The organism is Phyllobacterium sp. SYP-B3895 (assembly GCF_009647635.1).
GTDB classification, from domain to species: Bacteria; Pseudomonadota; Alphaproteobacteria; order Rhizobiales; family Rhizobiaceae; genus Phyllobacterium; species Phyllobacterium pellucidum.
The window spans coordinates 1,050,446-1,071,996 of the sequence record NZ_WJIG01000001.1 but is presented as its reverse complement, the minus strand read 5'-3'; the positions used below and the strand labels follow the sequence as shown (position 1 = coordinate 1,071,996).

Genomic DNA, 21,551 nt, shown 5'->3' with positions numbered 1-21,551 from the left:
GGTCAAGCCCGAGGATGATGGCATGGGTTGTATGACTGCGGTGGAAGGTCTGTCGACTACCAGGCTCACCTACGATCAGTAGCGTTGCTGCGCTATTCCACCCTGGCCCAAAATAAAAACAGGCCGGGAAAATCCCGGCCTGCTCTTATGCAAGAACTAACCGATTACCGGCACGGAGCCTGATAACGCTGGCCATAACGATTCTCGTATGTGCAATAACGATTGCTATTGTTGTTATTGGTGGCAGCGCCAACCAAAGCACCGCCGGCACCGCCGATTGCGGCACCTGCAAGGGCGCCCTTGCCACCGTTGATTGCACCACCAGCCAATGCACCCAATGCCGCACCGCCGACGCCATAGCCGGCGACGCGCTGATCAGACGTGGTGCACCCGGCGGCCGAAAACGCCAGGAGTCCGGCGACTGCAATCGTGGACAAACTTTTCAACATGGAAGACCTCTCCCGTTGTTAGAACCAAATTTCAACAGCTTGCGTCCCCAATGCTGTCCTGCAACAATTGCATCTAGTGCTTTTTTTTACAAGCCGGACGCCGGTTGCAAGGCAGCAATCAGGATTGCCTTACCTGAATCGAGCGATACCCGGAGAGTTCCGCGTACCGAATTCGAGACAGTAAGCGATGAACCGAAAGAAAGTTCCATATTTTGCAGCGGCCAGCGCGCGCCTTCGATAAAAAGCCCGTGCAATGGCGAAAATGCAACAATGCTGAAGAGCGTATCTTCGGGGAAATCGAACCTGTAGGAACCTGCAACCAGCGGATGCGCTTCTTCATCACCGCTGGAGAGGATTATCCTGCGGCCCTCGGCCGCATGGGCCGTCGCCATGGTGAGATGCAGGAGCGTGTGATCTGTGCGCGAACCGCCGAACGCCCCGCACAGAATGACCTCGGTTGCGCCGAGCCGATAGGCCTCGTTGAGCGCCAGCTCGCCGTCCGTCATATCCTTTGCAGCCGGGAAAACCGAGCGGGGAACATGCGCATAACGCCGGTCCAATTCAGGCGACGTCGAATCGAAATCGCCGAGCCAAAGCTCGGGTTCGAGACCGAGGGCTTCGGCATGGGCTATGCCGCCATCGGCCGCGAGGACGCGGGCACCGGCGACGAGGTCCCTGAGGCGATCATTGGCGTTGACGGTTCCGCCGAGAAGAATGACAAACTTGCTCATGACGCGGCCATAGCATGCGGCACCCTCGCCGCATAGCGTCGTTCAGCGTGACATGAAGCTGCCGGGCAAAGGCACGCGTGCGAACGCTAAAACCCTGTAAGCTGCACCAGCGAGATACCGTAGAATATGTAGGCCCCGATTGCCGTGGCGATGGCGATGACCACCAGCATGGCCCCATCCGTGAGTTCGAACATTTCTGCCCCCTTAGTCTTCTTATTGTTCTGAAGGGAAATCTAGCAGATTCGCGGGCGCATGGCTTCACACAAATCCGGGTTAATCAGCGCGGATTAACCGGCCGCCGGCATTGCGATCGCAACCACACGCAAGACGGGCAATCGGCTTGCGCCGACCAATGTTTTTCTTTAATCTTTGCAACGCTCTAACGGGGTGCCTGCCAGAAATGACAGGCTGAGAGGCACAAGGTGAAACACCTGCCAACCCGCGGAACCTGATCCGGTTTGTACCGGCGGAGGGATTAGACGCGGCATCACAGCCGGCGCACCAATCCTTTTGAACACCAAGCTAAGGAGGCGCCGATGCGGCCGCTAATAACATTATTGAAATTTGCGCTCATGATCAGTGGGCTGGCACTCGCTTTCCCGGCGGGTGCCAATGCCGAAGGCAAGCTTACCGTCTATACTTATGAAAGTTTCACCGCCGAGTGGGGCCCCGGACCCAAGGTAAAGGAGGCTTTCGAAAAACAGTGCGGTTGCACTGTCGACTTCGTTGCCGTGACCGACGGCGTTGCCCTTCTCAACCGGTTGAAGCTCGAAGGCGCCGCAACGAAGGCGGACATTGTTCTCGGTCTTGATACGAACCTCACCTATGAAGCGGCAGCGACCGGCCTCTTCGCACCGCACGGCATCGATACGAATGCCGTAGCAATTCCGGGTGGCTACAAGGACGATATTTTCGTGCCCTTCGACTATGGCTACTTTGCCGTCATTTATGACACGGAGAAGCTGACGACCCCTCCGGCGAGCCTCAAGGACCTCGTCGAAGGCGATCCGAAACAGAAGATCGTCATCGAGGACCCGCGTACTTCGACGCCGGGCCTCGGACTGCTCCTGTGGGTAAAATCGGTCTATGGCGACAACGCGGGGGAAGCTTGGGCCAAGCTCAAGAACCGCGTCTTGACCGTTACGCCCGGCTGGTCGGAAGCATACGGCCTCTTTACCAAGGGTGAAGCGCCGCTTGTCCTCTCCTATACGACATCTCCTGCCTATCATGAGATCGCCGAGAAGACCGAGCGCTACAAGGCGGCGTCGTTCGCTGAAGGCCACTATCTGCAGGTTGAAGTCGCGGGCCAGACCACGACGGGTGCGAAGAACCCGCTGGCCAAGGAATTTCTTGCCTTCATGACCTCGCCCGCCTTCCAGGACGCCATCCCGGAAAACAACTGGATGTTCCCGGCGGCAAAGACCAGCGCGCCGCTGAATCCGGCCTTCGACAGGCTGGTGAAGCCCGTAACGACCCTGATGTTCTCGCCGGAGGAAGTCGCCAAAAACCGCAAGGCCTGGATCGACGAGTGGCTGGCGTCGATGAGCCTGTAACGCATTGAAGCCCAACACCTCCCTCAAATCTTGGGCCGGGGCATTCGCCCTGGCCTTTCTCGCCTTGCTTGCGGGCGGAGCCTTGCTTGGTCTCCTGGGCGAGGCATTGCGTGGCAACACCGAAGGCTTTGCTGCATTCGACAGCTATTTGTGGAGGGTTGCCCGCTTCACCCTGCTGCAGGCCGTCCTCTCGATGCTGCTCTCGATCGCCTTTGCCATCCCGCTGGCCCGAGCCCTCCATGCCAATCCTGATTTTCCGGGGCGACCGATGATCTTGCGCCTTTTCGCCCTGCCCCTAGCCCTGCCTGCGCTGGTCGCTGTGCTCGGCATCACCAGCATTTACGGACGCAACGGCCTTCTCGCTGCGCTGCTCGCGCAGTCCGGCTCTGAAACTATACCAAACATCTACGGCCTCACTGGCATTCTGATCGCCCACGTGTTCTTCAACCTGCCGCTGGCAACACGGTTCATTCTAGCCAGCCTCGATTCAATTCCGGAAGATTACTGGAAGCTCTCCGCGCAGCTCGGCATGCGCGCATGGGCGCAGTTTCGCCTGATCGAGTGGCCGGTAATACGGCGCAATCTTGCCGGCATTGCCGGGCTGATCTTCATGCTGTGCATTACGTCCTTCACCATCGTGCTGACGCTTGGCGGCGGGCCGCGCGCGACAACCCTGGAGGTGGCGATTTACCAGGCGCTCCACTTCGACTTCGATATCGCGCGCGCCGTATCGCTGACCTTGTTGCAACTGACCCTTACAGTAGCGGTACTTTTGCTCCTCAGCGTCGCCGGCCGTCCTACGGAGGAGGGTTTCAGCCTGCGCACGACGGGCCGCCGCTTCGATAAGCCCTCTGCCGGTTCAAGGTCGTTGGATTCTATTCTCATTCTCGTTGGCGTGCTCTTCGTCGGCTTGCCCATGGCAGGCACCGTGGTTTCCGGTCTTTCTGCCGATCTTTCGCGTCTGCTGGGCGAAACGCAGGTGTGGCGGGCAATCCTAACCAGCCTCGGCCTTGGCGCTGGCGCCGGCCTTCTCGCAACGCTGATTTCGCTCGTCCTCGTTACGGCACGCGAGGACATCGCAAACCGCCGCCGTTACGGAACGCCCGGCATTTTTGAACGCGCCCTTGACCTCGGCGCCAGCCTCATCATGGTTGTGCCACCGATCGTCATCGGAGCGGGGTGGTTCATCCTGTCGCGCCATTTCGTAGACCCGTTCAGGCTTGCGCCGTTCATGGTCGTCAGCGTCAATGCGGCCATGGCAATTCCATTTGCATACCGCATTCTGCTACCGGCCTGGGATACGGCGGCGAGCCGCCATAACCGGCTCTGCGCTGAACTGGGCATCAGGGGATGGAACCGGCTCCGCCTCATCGACTGGCCGGTATTGCGGCAGCCCTTGTGGATTGCCTTTGCATTCGCAATGGCGCTTTCGCTCGGCGATCTCGGAACGATCGCGCTTTTCGGAAATGACGCTGTACAGACGCTGCCTTACCTCCTGTTGCAGCGCATGGGCAGCTACCGCACTCAGGATGCGGCCGGTCTCGCCCTGATACTCGGCTGCCTGTGCCTGCTCCTGATGATCCTTGCTGACAGGGGGGCAAACCGCCTGAAAACACGCGAGGTGCGTAGCGATGGTTGAACGCTCCAGTGAGGGATCGCGGCAGGGCGCGGAGATCCGCCTCGAATCGGTGGATTTCGATTATGGCGAGATGGCGATGCATTTCGACCTTGTCATCGAGCCTGCCTCCATCGTCACTATCATCGGCCCAAGCGGATCGGGGAAATCGACGCTGCTCAACCTCATCGCCGGCTTCGAGCCGGCCAAGTCTGGGCGCATTTTCATCGAGGGCAAGGACATGACGCGCGCCGCCCCGGCTGAGCGGCCGGTCTCGATGGTGTTTCAGGAAAATAATCTGTTTGCTCATCTCGATGTCGCGGCCAATGTCGGGCTGGGCCGGCGGCCGGATTTGCGCCTTGACGACGCCGACCGTGCCGCAATCATGGAAGCAATCCGCAAGGTCGGTCTTGCCGGCAAGGAGCAAAGGAAGCCTGAAGCCCTGTCCGGCGGCGAGCGCCAACGCGTCGCCATTGCCCGGGCTCTGGTGCGTAAGCGGCCGGTACTCCTGCTCGATGAAGCTTTTGCGTCGCTGGGCCCGGCGCTGCGCCATGAAATGCTTGACCTCATCGAAACCCTGCAGCGCGAAACCGCGATGACCGTCGTCATGGTCACCCATCATCCTGACGATGCGCTGCGCATGGGGTCAACCCTGGTCTTTCTCGACAATGGCACGATCGCCGCCAAGGGACCCGCACAGAAACTTTTATCCGAACAGGGACCATCGCTGTTGCGGAAATACCTCGGTGCGAAAGACTCTGACCTTTGACATATTTTCGACGCCTTGGCTTACTTAAGAAAAAACCATGAAATTCTTGCTCAGGACAGTTCATCGGGATAGCAAGAAGGATGGTACGCGAGTCTGCTGCTTCGCGATGACAACGAGGATATGATTCTGGGTCCGCACGATCTGCAATTGAGCCACGGATGGTTCCCTCCCGCCACCCGCCGCAGGAATCTTGCGTCGGCAACGCTGCTGCTCGCCTTTTTGTCAGGTTGCCAGGTGCTGAGCGTGACCAAGGAGGACGCCATTGGCCCCTCCTCCAATCCCGTCACCGTCGACAATGTCAGCAAGAACGACCGGCTGGCAAAGCTCAGTGCCGAACAGCATCCGCGCATCCTTGCAACCTATGGCGGCGAGTACAAGGATGCCAAGCTTGAGCGCATGGTTGCGAAGGTCGTCGGCAACCTGACCACCGTGTCGGACAATCCGACCCATACATACCGCATCACCATTCTGAACTCGCCGAACATCAATGCTTTCGCCTTGCCCGGCGGCTATCTCTATGTGACGCGCGGCCTGCTTGCGCTTGCCAATGACAGCGCCGAACTCGCCGCCGTCATTGCCCACGAAATGGGTCACGTCATCGCCAACCATGGCATCGAGCGGCAACAGCGCGAACAGGAAGCGCAGATTGCCGGGCGTGTCGTCTCGGAAGTTCTCCAGGACGATAGCGCCGGCCGCGAGGCCCTCATTCGCGGCAAGCTGCGCATGGCGCAATTCTCACGCAACCAGGAATTGCAGGCCGATGCGATCGGCATCAAGATGATCGGCGAGGCAGGCTATGACCCGTTTGCCGCCGCTCGCTTCCTGCAATCCATGGCCTCCTATGCGGATTTCCGCAGCGTTTCCGGGGCGACGGACGCAAGTCTCGACTTTTTGGCGAGCCACCCGTCCGCGCCGCAACGCATCGAGCTTGCCCGCGGCCACGCCCGGCGGGTTGGCGCCCCCGGCGTCGGCACCACCGATCGCGATTCGTTCCTGCAAGGCATCGACGGCATCCTCTATGGCGATACGCCCGAGGAGGGTTTTGTCCGCGGCCGCAGCTTCGTTCACCCGCTACTTGGTGTTAGCTTCACGGTGCCCGAAGGCTTTGTCATCGACAACAGCGCCGATGCGGTCATGGCAACCGGCCCCGGCGAAGTGGCCATCAGGTTCGATGGAACGCAGGTCTCGGGCAACCCTTCGATGACCGACTATATGCGCAGTGGCTGGGTCACCGGGCTCGACAATGCGAGCGTCACCGCGACGACTTTCAATGGCATGCCCGCAGCGACGGCGAAGGCACGGGCGGACCGCTGGGAGTTCGACATCTTCGTCGTCAACGCCGGCAACCGGATCTACCGGTTCCTGACCGCTGCGCCGGCCGGAAGCGCCGCGCTCAACCCTGCTTCACAGACTGTCATCCAGAGCTTCCGCCTGCTCACCCCGCAGGAAAAGGCGAGCATCAAGCCGCTGCGTATCCGTGTCGTCACCGTCAAGCCCGGTGACACGCTCGTAAGCCTTTCCAATCAGATCATGGGGACGGATCGCAAGCTCGATCTCTTCCGCCTGATCAATGCACTGCCGCCAGGCGGCACCGTCTCCGTCGGCGACAAGGTCAAGATCATCAGCGAATGACAATAAAAAAAGCCCGGCTGTGCCGGGCTTTTTACGATCGATGAAAAACAGCTTACGCCGCTTCTTCCTGTTCGTCCTCGACAGCGATATCAGCATCGGCATCGGCTTCTTCAGCCTTCGCACCGCGCTTCGGGCCCTTGGCGAGGTTGACCTCGATCAGGCGGACGGCTTCGGTTTCCGACATCTTGTTGACGGCCGAAATCTCACGCGCCATGCGGTCGAGCGCAGCTTCGTAAAGCTGGCGTTCCGAATAAGACTGTTCAGGCTGATTGTCTGCGCGGAAAAGGTCGCGCACGACTTCCGAAATCGAGATAAGGTCGCCGGAATTGATCTTCGCATCATATTCCTGCGCGCGGCGCGACCACATGGTGCGCTTGATGCGGGCGCGGCCCTGGACAACCTTCAATGCGCGATCGACATAGTCGGTCTCGGAGAGCTTGCGCATGCCGATCGCAGTCGCCTTGGCAACCGGTACCTTCAAACGCATCTTGTCTTTCTGGAAATCGATGACGAAGAGTTCGAGCTTGTGGCCTGCAACTTCCTGTTCTTCAATATTTACGATCTGGCCTACACCGTGGGCAGGATATACAATAAATTCACCCGTTTTAAATCCAATACGCTGGGCGGCTTTCTTCTGCTGAACTGCTGTCATTCGCTTAATAACTCCTTGTTGCGCCCGGCAAAACGCACCGGCTAGAACCAACCACTGGACCCGGATTACCGGTCTGTCGGCCGTCAATATGTTCACGCAAAAGCAATCCGGACAAACCAGCGGGCTGAGGCACACAAACAACCACACCCTGAACTGTTAGGTCCGAAATAAATCTAGCCGATTGGTGATTTATGCTTTAGCGCCACGAAATTGACGTCCAATGATCAACATATCAAAGGACCATAACATGAAAAGTGATTAGAATCAACTTTTTGCTGCACTTGCTCAAAAATAGTCAGAATGCAAGTCTTGAAAATTGCAGCAAATCAAGTCTTGCAAACACCGGATTCGGGAACGATTCAATCGCCTTCGCCGGGCTCGGCTGAAAAGAATTTTTCAAACTTGCCTTCGACGCCGTCCATCTCCTTCGCATCGGCGGGTGCATCGCGCTTCTGCGAGATATTAGGCCACTTGTCGGCATATTCCGCGTTAATCTGCAGCCAGCTATCGAGGCCCGGCTCGGTATCCGGCTTGATCGCTTCTGCCGGACATTCGGGCTCGCACACGCCGCAATCGATGCATTCGTCAGGATGAATGACGAGCATATTTTCGCCTTCATAGAAACAATCGACCGGACAGACCTCAACGCAATCCATATATTTGCAGCGGATGCAGTTATCGGTCACAACGTAAGTCATTTGCAGGCTCCTGAAGACACCACACTCAGTGTGTCAGCGGTTGAGGTAACGATTTGGCGCCGGGCTGACAAGAGGGGAAAATCGGCTGCGGCACCAGAACGCGCCCCGTAAAAGGTCTAAGTCGCGGAAATGAACTCCATCCGACCTGGCCAAGGGCAAATCCAGGTATGCGCGCCGCCTTTCTTCGCACCGGGCAGGCCCGTCAACAAGCAACCAGCATCCTTTGCTAACGCAGATTGCGGAATGATATTTTAGCTGTGCGGCCTTTGGTGGAGATTATTTCGACTTGGCCGTCAATACTTGCAATTGAGCCGTCAATTGTCGCGGTCGTCGTCAGTGCCATCCATCAGGCGATCCACCTGCCGGCGTTCGCGCTTTGTCGGGCGCCCGCTGCCGGCGTCGCGTTTCGGCAGCATGTCGAGTTTGCTCACATCGCCTTTAGGCACTGGCGGCGGCGACATATCCTCATAGAGCGTGCGCGCTTCTTCGGCCGGGCCGCGTCTTTGTCCGCCATCGAGCACTCGATAAATGAGTATGCGCCGATCAAGCGTAATCGTCAGCACATCGCCCGCCTTGACGCCATGCGACGGCTGGTCGACTTTGTCCTTGTTGACCCGAACGCCACCGCCCGAGACAAGTTTCGCTGCGAGGGAACGGGATTTGACGACCCGCGCGAAGAATAGCCACTTGTCGATGCGCTGGCGGTCCGACATCCTATTTTTTCAGTTGCTCCTTCAAGGCAAGGAGCTTGGCAAAGGGCGAATCCATGTCGATCTTGACTGGCCGCTCCTCGCGCTCGGGACGCTTGCCATGCTGCGGCTTGCCATTGTTGGGCTTGCCGCCTTCGTTCTTGAAGCGATCATTGCCTCCGGGCTTGCCCTTGCCACGGAAATGTTCCTTGCGCTCGCTCCGCTCGGGCCGCACATTCTCGTTGTTTGCCGGACGAGAGCTGCGTTGCTCGGCCTGGTTGTTGCCCCGGCCTTCCGCACCACGGGCGTTGCCGCGCTTTTCCTGATTGCCGCGATTGCCGCGGCCATCGAAACGGGCCTGCCGCCACAAAAGAATTGGCTTTGGCGCTTCTTCGGGGGCACTCGGGGCAGTCTCGACAGTTTCCGCCAGTTCTGCGGGAGCGCTGGCGACGGCCGTGGTCTCTGCCGGTGCGGCAGCGGGTTCAGCTGCCGTCGGCGTAGCTTCGGATGCGGCGGGCTCTGCCTCGACAGCATCGGCTGCAACCGGTTCTGCCGTTGCTTCGGCCGCGCCACCTTCCGCAGCCGGAGCCGCTTCTGGCGCGGGCACAGCGGCCGCATCGAACTCGACGAGCTTGGCGGCGACCGCTGCGGCGTCGGTCGCTTCCGCACGGTAGCCGAGATTCTTCAGAATCTCTTCCATGTCGTCCGCAGTCGCGCCAAGGATCGACATCATCGCCGGGGTTACGACGAAGCGCGTTCCATCGTAGGCGCCATCCGGACGCGTGCCGGTTCCAGGCTTCCAGCCGAGAGCGGGGCGAATAAGATCAGCAAGCCGTTCGAGAATATCGATGCGAACCGCGCGGCGGCCAAGCAGCCGGTAACCGGCAAGGCGGTAGAATGCAGGATCAAAGCTTGCATCGGTGACGACCGAAGTGCGGCCGGCTGCGAGCACCTGTACGACGTCGCCATAACCCGGACGATCCTTGGCGTCTTCCTTGAGCGCCCAGAGCAGCGTCAACAGGCCGGCCGGAGCGGGCTTCAAGAGCAGTGGCAGGAAGACGTGGTACGCGCCGAACCGCACCCCGAGCCTGCGAAGCGCAGCGCGCGAGTCCTGGTCGAGGCCGCGAACGTCGTCAGCGACATCACGTCGCTGCAGGACACCGAAATTTTCCACGAGCTGGAAGGCAAGTCCCTTGGTGATACCGACGAGCGCATCGGCATTGGCGAGATCAACCAGCGGCTTGAGGACCGTCTCGATATGGTGCGCCAGGAAACGATCGACGCGCGCGGCAACCTTATCGCGCGCCGGCCCCGTCAATTGCTCATCCGCCAGAAGGACGGCGCGCGGCTTGAGCGCCTGCTCGCCCGGCACCACCGATGCGATCGGGGCGCCTATCCAGCGCAGGGTTCCATCCGAGCCGAGCGCGAAGTCGCCATTGGCAGAAGCGGCAAAGCGCTCCGCCCGGCTTTCGAACTCCGCAGCCAGGGCTTTCTGCGCGGCTGCCCGAAGGGCTTTGGCATCCGTTCCCTCGACCTGTGCGTCCGTTGTGAAACGGAATCCGTCCAGGCGTCCAACATGGTGCCCTTCGACAACGACGTCCCCGGCAGGGCTGATTTCGGCTTCTAGCATTGTATTCTCTCTCAGGCGCCTCATAAGCACGCTTGTCCTGCGGTCTACGAAGCGTTTCGTCAACCGTTCATGCAGTGCATCGGATAGTCTGTCCTCAATTTCACGCGTCTTTTCTTGCCAATGTGTCGGATCTGCCAGCCATCCGGGCCTGTGCGACACAAAAGTCCACGTTCTGATCTGGGCGATCCTGCGTGAAAGAGCGTCAATGTCACCGTCCGTGGAATCGGCCCGGCGCACCTCTTCGGCCATGTAATTCTCGTTTACATGACCGAATTCGACGAGATCGGTATAGACCGATGCGATAATGTCGGCGTGCTGCGCCGGCGCGATCTTGCGGTAGTCTGGAAGCGCGCAGGCATCCCACAACAGCGCCACGCGCTCCGGCGTATCGGCAAGCGGGGCAACGTCGGGATCGGCCGAAAGAAACTCGAGCGCTTGCTGGTCGACGGCGGGGAGCGCGCGCGTCAACCCTTCGATCGGTGCCGGTGTCTCGATCGAGCGCTTCAGCGCAGCGATGCTCGAATAGTCGAAACGGGCCGTCCGCCACTGCAATATCTTGACCGGGTCGAAAGTGTGCGACTCGACGCGTTGCACCAGTTCCTCGGAAAAACCGGAAATTGCGCCCGTGACGCCAAAGGTACCGTCGCGCAGGTGCCGCCCGGCCCGTCCAGCAATCTGGCCGATCTCAGCCGACGAAAGGTTGCGGAACTGATAGCCGTCGAATTTCCGGTCCTGAGCGAAGGCGACATGGTCGACATCAAGGTTGAGACCCATGCCGATCGCGTCGGTCGCAACCAGATAGTCGACATCGCCCGACTGGTAGATTTCGACCTGCGCATTGCGCGTCCGGGGACTCAAGGCCCCCATCACCACTGCAGCGCCGCCGTTCTGGCGCCGGATGAGTTCGGCGATCGCATAGACCTCCTCGGCGGCGAAGGCTACGACCGCGGTGCGCGGCGGCAGGCGGGTAATCTTCTTCGATCCCGCATAGGTGAGGGTGGAAAGCCTTGGCCTTGTGACGACGGAAATGCCGCGCAGGAGCTTTTCGAGAATACCGCGCATCGTGGCGGCGCCGAGCAACAATGTTTCCTGGCGTCCGCGCAGATGCAGGATGCGATCGGTGAATATGTGCCCGCGCTCGAGATCATTGGCGAGCTGCACCTCGTCGATGGCGACGAAATCCATGTCGGTCTGGCGCGGCATCGCTTCCACAGTGCAGACCGAATAGCGCGCGCCGACCGGATTGATCTTTTCCTCGCCCGTTATCAGCGCAACGTTTGCCACGCCGACCCGCTGCACCACGCGGTTATAGACCTCGCGCGCGAGCAGCCGCAGCGGCAGGCCGATCATCCCGGTCTGGTGCGATAGCATCCGTTCAATGGCGAGATGCGTCTTTCCCGTATTTGTCGGTCCGAGTACGGCCGTAACGTCACGGCCTGTCAGGACGAGAGGAAGTTCAGAGGTAGGCATAAGGTTCATCAACTACATTCCAATACCGGTACAAGGCCCAATCAGGTGAGTGAGTAGTAGCCGGGCATGCTTTTCCGCGTAGCACTTTCAGCGTCCGACAGAAAGTATGCGGGGGCGACCGGATAAACAATCATGAACCGATTCACGGAGTCTTCCATTAAGAAATAGAACGCGAGAAGAACGAATCAGCTACGAATCAGCTCTAGGATGAGATTCCTGATTTGTTCACGGCAATATGTAGATTTTTGCAATCCGAGTCCAGCTAAATGCTGAATCGGTTTTTGCCAGCATACCCAGTCCTGCTGCATCTGCATTAACGATAATGCCGGAACGAAAGGCGTCAACTTGGATAAAATATATCTGTTAATTCAATAAGTTAGTAGAAATAGATGCAGGAAAGCATTGCTTATCGTTTTGTGTCGGGGAATCCGGCTGGAATCGCGCGATGGCCAGGCAAGGCCCTGGCGTTTCGCGCTTTGTTCCTTAATGCGCGACCTCGCCGTTAGGAGAAGATTCAGGGTTTGGGAGCGACGAGTGCCTCGCGCGGACCGCGAGACACTCTTGGCAGGATCAGCTGAAATATTGCCCGCCATTCGCCGAGATCGTGGAGCCGGTGATGAAGCCGGCATCGTCCGATGCGAGGAACACCACGCACCGCGCGACTTCTTCCGGCTCGCCGAGACGGCCGACCGGGATTTGGGGAATGATGCGCTCGTTGAGCACCTTCTCGTCGATCGCGCGCACCATTTCCGTGCCGATATAGCCCGGGCAAATGGCGTTGACGGTGATGCCGGCGCGCGCGCCCTCCTGGGCCAGCGCCTTGGTGAAGCCGATATCGCCCGCCTTCGACGCCGAATAATTGGCCTGTCCTGCCTGGCCCTTCTGGCCGTTGATCGACGATATGTTGATCACGCGCCCAAATTTGCGGTCACGCATGCCGTTCCACGCCGGGTGCGTCATGTTGAAGAGACCCGTAAGGTTCGTATTGATGACGTCGTTCCACTGCGCCGGCGTCATCTTGTGGAACATTGCGTCGCGCGTGATGCCGGCATTGTTGACGAGCACGGCGACCGGGCCGAGATCGGCCTCGATCTTGGCTATGCCCGCTGCGCATTCCTCGTAGTTGGACACGTCCCATTTGTAGGCTGGTATGCCGGTTTCCTTGCTGAATTTCTGCGCCGCTTCGTCATTGCCGGCGTAGTTTGCCGCAACATTGTAGCCGGCCTTCTTCAGCGCAATGCTTATGGCAGCGCCGATGCCACGTGTTCCGCCCGTTACGATTGCTGTTTTTGTCATTGTCGCCCTCCCTTAAACGTATTTCTGCCAATCAAGAAAATGTTGAGAAAATCGAAAGCGCAGGGCCTACCCACCGTGCGAAATGGACCGGCCCGCCTAAAGCGCGCCAGTCCTCAGCGGATTAGTCCTTGAGGCGTTCGATGCAGAGTGCAACGCCCATGCCGCCGCCGATGCAAAGGGTTGCGAGGCCCTTCGTGCCGTTGCGGCGCTTCAGCTCAAAAAGCAGCGTATTAAGAATGCGCGCACCCGAAGCGCCGATCGGATGTCCGATCGCAATGGCGCCGCCATTGACGTTGACGATATCGGGATTGAAGCCGAGGTCCTTGTTCACGGCGCACGCCTGCGCGGCGAATGCCTCGTTGGCTTCGACCAGGTCGAGATCCTCAGCGTTCCAGCCGGCTTTCTCCAGCGCCTTGCGCGAGGCAGGGATCGGCCCCGTTCCCATGATTGCCGGGTCAACGCCGGCGGTCGCCCAGGAAGCGATACGGGCAAGCGGCTTGATACCACGGCGATTGGCTTCTTCCTCCGTCATCAGCACAACGGCGGCGGCGCCATCGTTCAGTCCTGAGGCGTTGCCTGCGGTCACGGTGCCTTCCTTGTCGAAGGCCGGACGCAGCTTGGTCAGCGCATCCATTGTGGCGCCATGGCGAATATATTCATCGTCGGCAACGACAACGTCGCCTTTGCGCGTCTTGATGGTGAAGGGAACGATCTCGTCCTTGAACTTCCCGGCCTTTTGCGCGGCCTCGGCCTTGTTCTGCGAGGCGAGGGCGAAACTGTCCTGTTCCTCGCGCGTCAACTGCCACTTGCGGGCAATGTTCTCGGCGGTGATGCCCATATGATAGCCATGAAATGCATCGGTGAGGCCGTCCTTGATCATCGTATCGATCATCTTGTAGTCGCCCATCTTCACACCGGCGCGAAGATGCGCGCAGTGCGGGCTCAAGGACATCGATTCCTGTCCGCCGGCGACGATGATATTGGCATCGCCTGTTGCAATCTGCTGCATCCCCAGCGCCACGGCGCGCAGGCCCGAGCCGCACACCTGGTTAAGGCTCCAGGCGGTTGCCTCCTGCGGGATGCCGGCAGCGATGGCTGCCTGACGCGCAGGGTTCTGGCCCTCGCCGGCTGTCAGCACCTGGCCGAGAATGACTTCATCCACGTCTGCCGCCTCCACGCCGGCCCGCGCCAGGACCTCCTTGATGACGGCAGCACCGAGTTCATGCGCCGGCGTATTGGCGAATGCGCCGTTGAATGACCCGACAGCGGTGCGCGCAGCGCTGGCAATGACGATCGATTGGCTCATGGGAAGTCTCCTCAAATTTGTCATGCTGGTTGGTGCAGCACACTTCCCCGACAGAATTCCCTCCCCGCAATCGTTTGACAAGGCAATTTGTTTCCGAAGGCCAAATTATCAATTGCTGCAGTGCAGCATGACCTTCCTCGCATCGCGTTGGATGCGCTGCACAATTCTCTTTGAATTGCCGAGCTTTGCCCCTATCCTTCCGCCTTGATCCGTAAGCCGGCACGCAAATTCGGCGGAGGGCGCGAGGTTGGGGAGTTGAGCAATGGCAGGAAAAACTGGCGACGTCGTGATCAAGAAATATGCCAATCGGCGTCTCTACAACACCGGCACGAGTACCTACGTTACGCTTGAGGATCTGGCCGAAATGGTCAAGCGCAATGAGGACTTTACAGTACAGGATGCGAAGACGGGGGAGGACATCACGCATTCGGTTCTGACGCAGATCATCTTCGAACTGGAGAACAAGGATGGGCAGAACATGTTGCCGATCCCGTTCCTGCGCCAGTTGATCGCCTATTACGGCGACCAGATGCAGGTGGTTTTGCCGACATTCCTCGAACAGTCCATGCAGGCATTCGCCAAGGAGCAGGAGCGGATGCGTGAGCAGCTGACCGCGGCCTTCGGCAAGACGCCAATGGACATGATGAATGTCAGCGCCCCAATCAAGCTGGTCGAAGAGCAGGTGCGGCGCAACACTGAAATGCTGCAGAACGCAATGCGCATGTTTACGCCTTTTCCGCTCGGCAAGGGCCCGGAGCCCGAAGCGGGCGAGGCAGCATCCGACAAACCCACCAAGGATGGCGGCGGTCTCGACGAGTTGAAGGAACAGATCGCTGCGATGCAGCGTAAACTCGACTCGCTCGGCAAATAGCAACCTGCTTCATTCGACAACGGGCTTCGCTTCGGAGCCTGCTTTTATTCGAACTTCTATCGCAGAGAGACCATCATGGCGTACATCACACTTTCGAAGACCAATTCCATCATCAAGGCCGCATTGGCCAAAGGCGCCGAAGGCGGGATGCGACCGCTTTCGGTTGCCGTCCTCGACGCGGGCGGTCACCTGAAGGCCTTCCAGAAGCAGGACGGCTCGTCGATGCTTCGCTTTGAGATCGCTTTCGGCAAGGCCTATGGCGCCCTGGCTATCGGTGCCGGTTCGCGTACCGTAGAAAAATTCGCCAAGGAGCGTCCGCATTTCATGGAAGGGCTCGTCGCTTCATCCGGTGGAAATGTGATTCCGGTTGCCGGCGGCGTTCTCGTCAAGAATGGCAAGGGCGAAGTCATTGGCGCAGTCGGCATCAGTGGCGACACGTCCGATAATGACGAGACGGCAGCAATCGCAGGCGTCGAGGCCGCTGGCTTTGTCGCCGATGGCGGCCAGGGTTAGACCGCATGTCCGGATCAGCCAAGGCAACCGTCTTCATCGACAATGACCGCGTGGTGGTGACGGAGTATCGGTTTGCGCCGGGAGACAATACGGGCTGGCACCGGCATGGCCACGATTATGTTGTCGTGCCGATGATGGACGGGCGGGTCAAACTCCTGACCAAGGATGGCGAGTCCTTTGCGGACATGAAAAAGGGCGTGCCTTATTTTCGCTCGGAGGGCGTCGAACACGACGTCATTAACGCCAATGACGGCGAATACTCCTTCATCGAGATTGAAATTAAATAGGCCCGGGAAAAATCTTCGGTTCATGTCAAAATGCGCTGCTGTGAGCCGTCATTGCATCGGGCGCATGTCTTTGCGCTATAACCGGGAAGGAACAGCCATGAACTACACGATTTTGGCCTATGAGACGCAAGATGCATATGCGGCGCGAACAGACCCAGCGAGACAGCAGGCCTATGTCGCCGGATGGATGGCCTATTCGCAAGTCCTGAGGGAGGCTGGCATCATGGTCACTGGCGCCGGACTCCAGGCACCTGAGACGGCGACCACGATAAAATTGCGGGGTGGTCAGCCGCAGGTCCAGGACGGACCCTATGCCGACAGCAAGGAACAGCTTGGCGGATTCTACATCATCAACGTGCCGGATCTCGATACCGCGCTCAGTTGGGCGGCCCGGTCCCCCGCTGCCGTGGCGGGCGGCGTTGTCGAAGTTCGACCAAACATTTCGATGTGAAGCCAATGAGCGATGAGGATACGCGCCGCGTCGTCGAGATGGCGGCGCGTCATTCCTACGGTCGGCTCGTTGTCTTTCTCGCTGCGCGTTCGCGTGACCTGACTGCCGCGGAGGACGCGCTTGCCGATGCTTTCGCCTCGGCCCTCGAAACCTGGCCACGCAATGGCATTCCCGCTAAGCCCGAAGCCTGGTTGCTTGCGGTAGCACGCAACCGTCTGTCGGATGCGATGCGCCGCACGCGTGTCAGGACTGCTTCGATACCGACATTGCTCGCAATTGCCGAGGAGGCGCATGACATGGCCGATGCCGCGCCGTCCTTTCCCGACGAACGATTGAAATTGCTCTTTATATGCGCGCACCCCGCCATCGATCGAGCCGCGCACACGCCGCTCATGCTGCAGACTTTGCTCGGCCTTGATGCTGCGCGTATCGGCTCGGCATTTCTGGTGCAACCCGCTGCGATGGGCCAGCGCCTTGCCCGCGCCAAGCGCAAGATCCGCGACGCCGGCATGGAGTTCGAGGTGCCCGCAGCAGAGGACCTGCCCCAACGGCTCAATGCTGTCATCGAGGCCATCTACGCCGCCTACGGCAGCGGTTGGGATGACATCGCGGGCGACCATCCGCGCAGCAGGGGCCTTGGCCGTGAGGCCATGGAGCTCTGCCACTTGCTTCTGCGGTTCATGCCCGACGAGCCGGAGGTACGCGGCCTGCTGGCGCTCATGCTCTATTGTGAATCGCGGCACAATGCGCGGCGCGACGCCGCTGGCAATTATGTTCCGCTTATGGAACAGGACACCACGCTTTGGTCGCATCCGATGATCGAGGAAGCGGAGGAACTCCTGCGCTCGGCAGCACCATACCGCCGTGTCGGTCGCTTTCAGCTCGAAGCGGCAATCCAGTCGGTTCACGCCCAGCGCAAGCGAACCGGGAGCATTGACTGGGAGGAGATTGCCCTTCTCTACGAGGGTCTTATTGCCTATGCGCCTACGATCGGAGCGATGGTGGGCAGAGCCGCAGCCATTGCCGAGGCCCGCGGTCCGGCGGTTGGCTGGAAGCTGCTCGAGAGCATTCCCGGCACGGCGGTGAAAAGCTACCAACCCTATTGGGCAGTTGCTGCGCACTTGCTGACGTCGCTCGGACGCGGCGATGAAGCTCGATCAGCCTATGACCGCGCCATTGGTCTTTGCGATGTGCCGGCCATGCGTGAATTTCTGCAGCGACGACGACATGCACTATTTCAATGAACCTGCCCAACAAATAAAAAGACCGGCTTGAAGCCGGTCTTTTTATTCAAACGTATCGAAGAGGCGATCAGCCTTCCTTCGGCGTCAGCACCTGGCGACCGCGATACATGCCGGTCTTCAGATCGACGTGGTGCGGACGGCGCAGTTCGCCGGAATTCTTGTCCTCGACATAGGTCGGGGCAGTCAGGGCGTCAGCGGAACGGCGCATGCCGCGCTTCGACGGGGAAGTTTTTCGTTTAGGTACAGCCATTGTTCCAGCTCCAGTAATCAGTCAAAATCCGGCACTGGCCCGATTTGAGCCTGTCACAATGGACAAAATTCCGGAAAGTTCGGGTGGGGCTATACACGGCTTGAGAGCTTTTGACCAGCAGGACTCGCATATTTTTTGTCGCAAGCGCCGATGCTACCGTGTTTGGCGCCGTGCCGGGTGGCTCCAATCCTACTTCACGCAGCCGATATAGGCGCCCGCGCCGCGCGCCCGGCGTTCGTTGAGCCGCGCGAGTGTCTGCATGCCGCGTCCCGGCTTTGCCGGATTGCGGACGATCGGATTGGGGAGCGTCACTGCGAGATAGGCTGCCTGGCGCGGTGAAAGCTTTGCTGCACTTGTGTTGAAATGATGCTGTGCAGCAGCCTCGACGCCATAGATGCCCGGACCCCATTCTGCGATGTTCAGGTAGATTTCCATAATCCGTTGCTTGGGCAGGATCAGATCCGTCAGCATCGCAAGCGGCACTTCCAGACCCTTGCGGATGAAGGAACGGCTGGTCCAGAGGAAAAGGTTCTTGGCCGTCTGCATGGTGATTGTCGAAGCGCCACGGGTCTGCTCGCCATCGATCGCATCCGAGACAACGGAATTCAGCGCGTCCCAGTCAACGCCTGAATGAAAGCAGAACCGCCCATCTTCGGACATCATCACCGAATTGATCAGCACCGGCGAGATTTGCTCGACGGGCACCCAGCGCCGGTCGTAACCTGAAAACGTCACGAGGTCCTTGACCATGAGCGTCGAGACCGGATGCACGAAAGGGATACGATAGAGGCTCAGAAGAACCAGCGGCAGCATGATCAAAACAACGCCGGCAAGGACGGCGTATCGTAGCAGCCGTCCGACGGGCGAACGACCGGGCCCGACCAGATAACCTCTCCCCCGCTTGTTTCTAACCAAAACCCTCGTCACTCAGTCCGTCCGCGCTAAAACTCTTCTTGGACATAGAGCAAAGCGCTGCGGAAGGGAATTCATTCTGCAGTTTTATGCATTATCCACACACGGCAGCGCAGCAAATTGATGGCAGCCGCAACCAGCCCCATTGACCGGCGAGCAATTTTTCGGTCATTGGCGGATAATGATGACGGATCAGGGCTTTTCATTGTTCGAGATTACCTTGCAGCAGCGGGCGGCGGCAGTCGAAACATTGCTTGGCGAACTTCTCTCTGATCGCTCGCGCACCGGCGAAATCAGCCGGCCACCACGCCTGATGGCCGCGATGCGCCATGGCGTGCTCAATGGGGGCAAGCGACTGCGGCCTTTCCTTGTGATGGAAAGTGCAGCCCTTTTCGGAGCGGACAACCTTGCGGCCCTGCGCGTCGCAGCGGCGCTCGAATGCATCCACAGCTATTCGCTTGTTCATGACGATCTTCCAGCCATGGACGATGACGATTTGCGTCGAGGCCAGCCGACAGTGCATCGCAAGTTCGATGAAGCCGCGGCCATTCTTGCCGGCGACAGCCTTCTGACCTACGCGTTCGAACTCATTTCGCACGAGGCGACCGAGCTTACTTCCTCCGCGCGACTGGCCCTCATCACGCAATTGGCGCGCGCTGCCGGCATAGGCGGCATGACCGGGGGGCAGGCGCTTGATCTTGAAGCCGAGACGGTCAAACCCGATGAGGAAGGCATTATTCGCCTGCAGGCGATGAAGACCGGCGCACTTATCCGTTTCGCCTGCGAGGCCGGGGCCATTATCGGCAATGCCGGCGAGAAGGATCGCGAACGGCTGGCGGAATATGGCTCGGCTATCGGCCTTGCCTTTCAACTCGCCGACGACTTGCTGGATGTGACCGCCGATGCGAGCCGCATGGGCAAGGCGACCGGCAAGGATGCTGCCGCCGGCAAGGCCACGCTCGTTTCGCTGCATGGGATCGAGTGGACCAAGCGCCAGCTTGCCGGCCTGGTCGCCCAGGCGGAAGAACTGCTTTCGCCCTACGGCGCATCGGCCGCACTGTTGAAGGACGCTGCCCGCTTCATTGCCGAGCGGCGCAGCTAGCACTCTATTCGGCGGCGTGTGATCCGGCGGACTGCTGGCCGAACCGGTTTTCGATGTAATCGGCGACCATTTTCTGGAAATCTTCGGCAATGCCGGCACCGCGCAGCGTCGCAACCTTTTTGCCATCGACAAATACAGGCGCTGACGGCGTTTCGCCGGTTCCCGGCAGGGATATGCCAATATCGGCCATCTTCGACTCGCCCGGACCGTTGACGATGCACCCCATGACGGCGACGTTAAGCGCCTCGACGCCAGGATACTTCTCGCGCCAGATCGGCATGTTCTTGCGGATGTCGCTCTGAATCGACTGCGCCAATTCCTGGAAAACGGTAGACGTGGTGCGTCCGCAGCCGGGGCAGGCAGCGACGATGGGAATAAACTGGCGAAAGCCCATCGTCTGCAAAAGTTCCTGCGCGACCTGCACCTCCTGGGTGCGGTCGCCGCCGGGCGCGGGGGTCAGCGAAATGCGAATCGTATCGCCAATCCCCTGCTGCAGGAGGATGCCAAGCGAGGCGGACGATGCGACAATACCCTTCGAACCCATGCCGGCTTCGGTCAGGCCAAGGTGAAGAGCGTGGTCTGTGCGGCGTGCAAGCTCGGCATAGACGGCAATGAGATCCTGTACCTGGCTCACCTTCGCGGAGAGAATGATCTTCGATCGGGCAAGGCCGATCTCTTCGGCAAGCTGCGCTGAAATCAACGCCGACTGGACGATCGCCTCGCGGGTAACCTGCTCGGCGGTGAGCGGCGCCCCTACCTTGTGATTCTGATCCATGAGCGCCGTCAGGAGTTCCTGGTCGAGCGAACCCCAGTTGACGCCGATGCGCACAGGCTTGTCGTAGCGGATCGCCATCTCGATGATGGCGCCGAACTGCGCGTCCTTCTTCTCCTTGAAGCCGACATTCCCCGGATTGATGCGGTATTTGGCCAGCGCCTCCGCGCAGGCCGGGTGATCGGAAAGGAGCTTGTGGCCGATATAGTGAAAATCGCCAACGAGCGGCACCGGGAGACCGAGCCTGTCGAGACGTTCGCGAATTTTTGGAACAGCGGCAGCGGATTCGTCACGGTCGACGGTGATGCGCACGATCTGGGACCCGGCACGCGACAGCGCGGCGACCTGCGCTACAGTGCCATCAACGTCGGCAGTATCCGTGTTGGTCATCGACTGCACGACAATGGGCGCACCGCCACCCACCATTACGCCGCCGACATCAACACCAACCGATGGACGCCGGGGAAAGGGGTCGGAATAATAGTCAGACATCATCACGCTCCAAGTATCCCGTTCAGGTGGCGCAGCTATCGCTGTTTGTCAACACTGACCGCCTCTCAACGTCGAAGAGAAAAGGTTCCAGTCATGCTACCCGCTGAATGCAGAGCTTCCATGACAAAGTCTCACAGCTGCGAGCCTAGCAATTTTGCTGCAATGCA

General features: G+C 59.5%; 21 protein-coding genes and 1 riboswitch. Of the genes, 10 read left to right on the top strand and 11 right to left on the bottom strand.

Annotated elements, in window-relative coordinates:
- Nucleotides 1–164: 164 nt before the first annotated feature.
- Nucleotides 165–449 (bottom strand): hypothetical protein, encoded by a 285-nt coding sequence (locus GF108_RS05140; RefSeq protein WP_153667090.1) that lies wholly within the window; start codon nucleotides 447–449, stop codon nucleotides 165–167.
- 86 nt (nucleotides 450–535) lie between these two features.
- Nucleotides 536–1,180, bottom strand: a complete 645-nt coding sequence (locus tag GF108_RS05135; RefSeq protein ID WP_153667089.1) for a thiamine diphosphokinase — start codon at nucleotides 1,178–1,180, stop codon at nucleotides 536–538.
- Between the two features lie 373 nt (nucleotides 1,181–1,553).
- Nucleotides 1,554–1,672, top strand: a riboswitch (TPP riboswitch).
- 80 nt (nucleotides 1,673–1,752) lie between these two features.
- On the opposite strand from GF108_RS05135, the gene thiB reads away from it, so the two are divergent.
- The 4 genes from thiB to GF108_RS05115 all read left to right on the top strand — a co-directional run bounded on the left by thiB (nucleotide 1,753) and on the right by GF108_RS05115 (nucleotide 6,749).
- A complete protein-coding gene (thiB, locus tag GF108_RS05130; protein ID WP_153667347.1) occupies nucleotides 1,753–2,733 on the top strand; it encodes a thiamine ABC transporter substrate binding subunit in 981 nt (326 codons plus the stop codon).
- A 4-nt stretch (nucleotides 2,734–2,737) separates the two neighbouring features.
- Nucleotides 2,738–4,372 (top strand): thiamine/thiamine pyrophosphate ABC transporter permease, encoded by a 1,635-nt coding sequence (gene thiP, locus GF108_RS05125; RefSeq protein WP_153667088.1) that lies wholly within the window; start codon nucleotides 2,738–2,740, stop codon nucleotides 4,370–4,372.
- Entirely contained in the window at nucleotides 4,365–5,117 is a 753-nt protein-coding gene (gene thiQ / locus GF108_RS05120; protein ID WP_153667087.1) for a thiamine ABC transporter ATP-binding protein, read from the top strand. Before thiP ends, thiQ begins: the two co-directional genes overlap by 8 nt.
- A 120-nt stretch (nucleotides 5,118–5,237) precedes the next feature.
- On the top strand, nucleotides 5,238–6,749 hold the full coding sequence (locus GF108_RS05115) for a M48 family metalloprotease (protein WP_370462078.1): 1,512 nt from the start codon (nucleotides 5,238–5,240) through the stop codon (nucleotides 6,747–6,749).
- Between the two features lie 52 nt (nucleotides 6,750–6,801).
- Here GF108_RS05115 and GF108_RS05110 read toward each other — a convergent pair whose 3' ends face one another.
- The 6 genes from GF108_RS05110 to GF108_RS05085 form a co-directional block, all read right to left on the bottom strand.
- Complete coding sequence (locus tag GF108_RS05110; protein WP_027231159.1) at nucleotides 6,802–7,401, bottom strand: CarD family transcriptional regulator; 600 nt, start codon at nucleotides 7,399–7,401, stop codon at nucleotides 6,802–6,804.
- Between the two features lie 359 nt (nucleotides 7,402–7,760).
- Nucleotides 7,761–8,099 (bottom strand): ferredoxin FdxA, encoded by a 339-nt coding sequence (gene fdxA, locus GF108_RS05105; protein WP_027231158.1) that lies wholly within the window; start codon nucleotides 8,097–8,099, stop codon nucleotides 7,761–7,763.
- Between the two features lie 314 nt (nucleotides 8,100–8,413).
- Nucleotides 8,414–8,812 carry an RNA-binding S4 domain-containing protein gene (locus GF108_RS05100; protein WP_153667086.1) on the bottom strand — a complete coding sequence of 133 codons (399 nt, stop codon included), beginning with the start codon at nucleotides 8,810–8,812 and terminating at the stop codon, nucleotides 8,414–8,416.
- Nucleotide 8,813: 1 nt separating this feature from the next.
- A complete protein-coding gene (locus GF108_RS05095; RefSeq protein WP_153667085.1) occupies nucleotides 8,814–11,897 on the bottom strand; it encodes a helicase-related protein in 3,084 nt (1,027 codons plus the stop codon).
- 561 nt (nucleotides 11,898–12,458) lie between these two features.
- Nucleotides 12,459–13,184 carry a beta-ketoacyl-ACP reductase gene (locus GF108_RS05090; protein ID WP_027231155.1) on the bottom strand — a complete coding sequence of 242 codons (726 nt, stop codon included), beginning with the start codon at nucleotides 13,182–13,184 and terminating at the stop codon, nucleotides 12,459–12,461.
- 121 nt (nucleotides 13,185–13,305) lie between these two features.
- A complete protein-coding gene (locus tag GF108_RS05085; protein ID WP_153667084.1) occupies nucleotides 13,306–14,490 on the bottom strand; it encodes an acetyl-CoA C-acetyltransferase in 1,185 nt (394 codons plus the stop codon).
- A gap of 262 nt (nucleotides 14,491–14,752) precedes the next feature.
- Here GF108_RS05085 and phaR point away from each other — a divergent pair, with 262 nt between their 5' ends.
- The 5 genes from phaR (at nucleotide 14,753) to GF108_RS05060 (ending at nucleotide 17,856) form a co-directional block, all read left to right on the top strand.
- Nucleotides 14,753–15,361: a polyhydroxyalkanoate synthesis repressor PhaR gene (gene phaR, locus GF108_RS05080; RefSeq protein ID WP_153667083.1), complete on the top strand. Its 609-nt coding sequence runs from the start codon at nucleotides 14,753–14,755 to the stop codon at nucleotides 15,359–15,361.
- A gap of 75 nt (nucleotides 15,362–15,436) precedes the next feature.
- Nucleotides 15,437–15,874 carry a heme-binding protein gene (locus GF108_RS05075; RefSeq protein WP_153667082.1) on the top strand — a complete coding sequence of 146 codons (438 nt, stop codon included), beginning with the start codon at nucleotides 15,437–15,439 and terminating at the stop codon, nucleotides 15,872–15,874.
- A 5-nt stretch (nucleotides 15,875–15,879) separates the two neighbouring features.
- Nucleotides 15,880–16,161, top strand: a complete 282-nt coding sequence (locus GF108_RS05070) for a cupin domain-containing protein (protein WP_027231151.1) — start codon at nucleotides 15,880–15,882, stop codon at nucleotides 16,159–16,161.
- Between the two features lie 97 nt (nucleotides 16,162–16,258).
- Nucleotides 16,259–16,612 carry a YciI family protein gene (locus GF108_RS05065; protein ID WP_153667081.1) on the top strand — a complete coding sequence of 118 codons (354 nt, stop codon included), beginning with the start codon at nucleotides 16,259–16,261 and terminating at the stop codon, nucleotides 16,610–16,612.
- 5 nt (nucleotides 16,613–16,617) lie between these two features.
- Entirely contained in the window at nucleotides 16,618–17,856 is a 1,239-nt protein-coding gene (locus GF108_RS05060) for an RNA polymerase sigma factor (protein ID WP_153667080.1), read from the top strand.
- A gap of 67 nt (nucleotides 17,857–17,923) precedes the next feature.
- Here GF108_RS05060 and rpmF read toward each other — a convergent pair whose 3' ends face one another.
- Both rpmF and mtgA read right to left on the bottom strand, forming a co-directional pair.
- Nucleotides 17,924–18,106: a 50S ribosomal protein L32 gene (gene rpmF, locus GF108_RS05055; protein ID WP_027231148.1), complete on the bottom strand. Its 183-nt coding sequence runs from the start codon at nucleotides 18,104–18,106 to the stop codon at nucleotides 17,924–17,926.
- Between the two features lie 189 nt (nucleotides 18,107–18,295).
- Nucleotides 18,296–18,991 carry a monofunctional biosynthetic peptidoglycan transglycosylase gene (gene mtgA, locus GF108_RS05050; RefSeq protein ID WP_172982579.1) on the bottom strand — a complete coding sequence of 232 codons (696 nt, stop codon included), beginning with the start codon at nucleotides 18,989–18,991 and terminating at the stop codon, nucleotides 18,296–18,298.
- 211 nt (nucleotides 18,992–19,202) lie between these two features.
- Here mtgA and GF108_RS05045 point away from each other — a divergent pair, with 211 nt between their 5' ends.
- Nucleotides 19,203–20,120, top strand: a complete 918-nt coding sequence (locus tag GF108_RS05045; RefSeq protein WP_153667344.1) for a polyprenyl synthetase family protein — start codon at nucleotides 19,203–19,205, stop codon at nucleotides 20,118–20,120.
- Nucleotides 20,121–20,124: 4 nt separating this feature from the next.
- Here GF108_RS05045 and ispG read toward each other — a convergent pair whose 3' ends face one another.
- Nucleotides 20,125–21,384 (bottom strand): flavodoxin-dependent (E)-4-hydroxy-3-methylbut-2-enyl-diphosphate synthase, encoded by a 1,260-nt coding sequence (gene ispG, locus GF108_RS05040; RefSeq protein WP_370462077.1) that lies wholly within the window; start codon nucleotides 21,382–21,384, stop codon nucleotides 20,125–20,127.
- Nucleotides 21,385–21,551 lie beyond the last annotated feature (167 nt).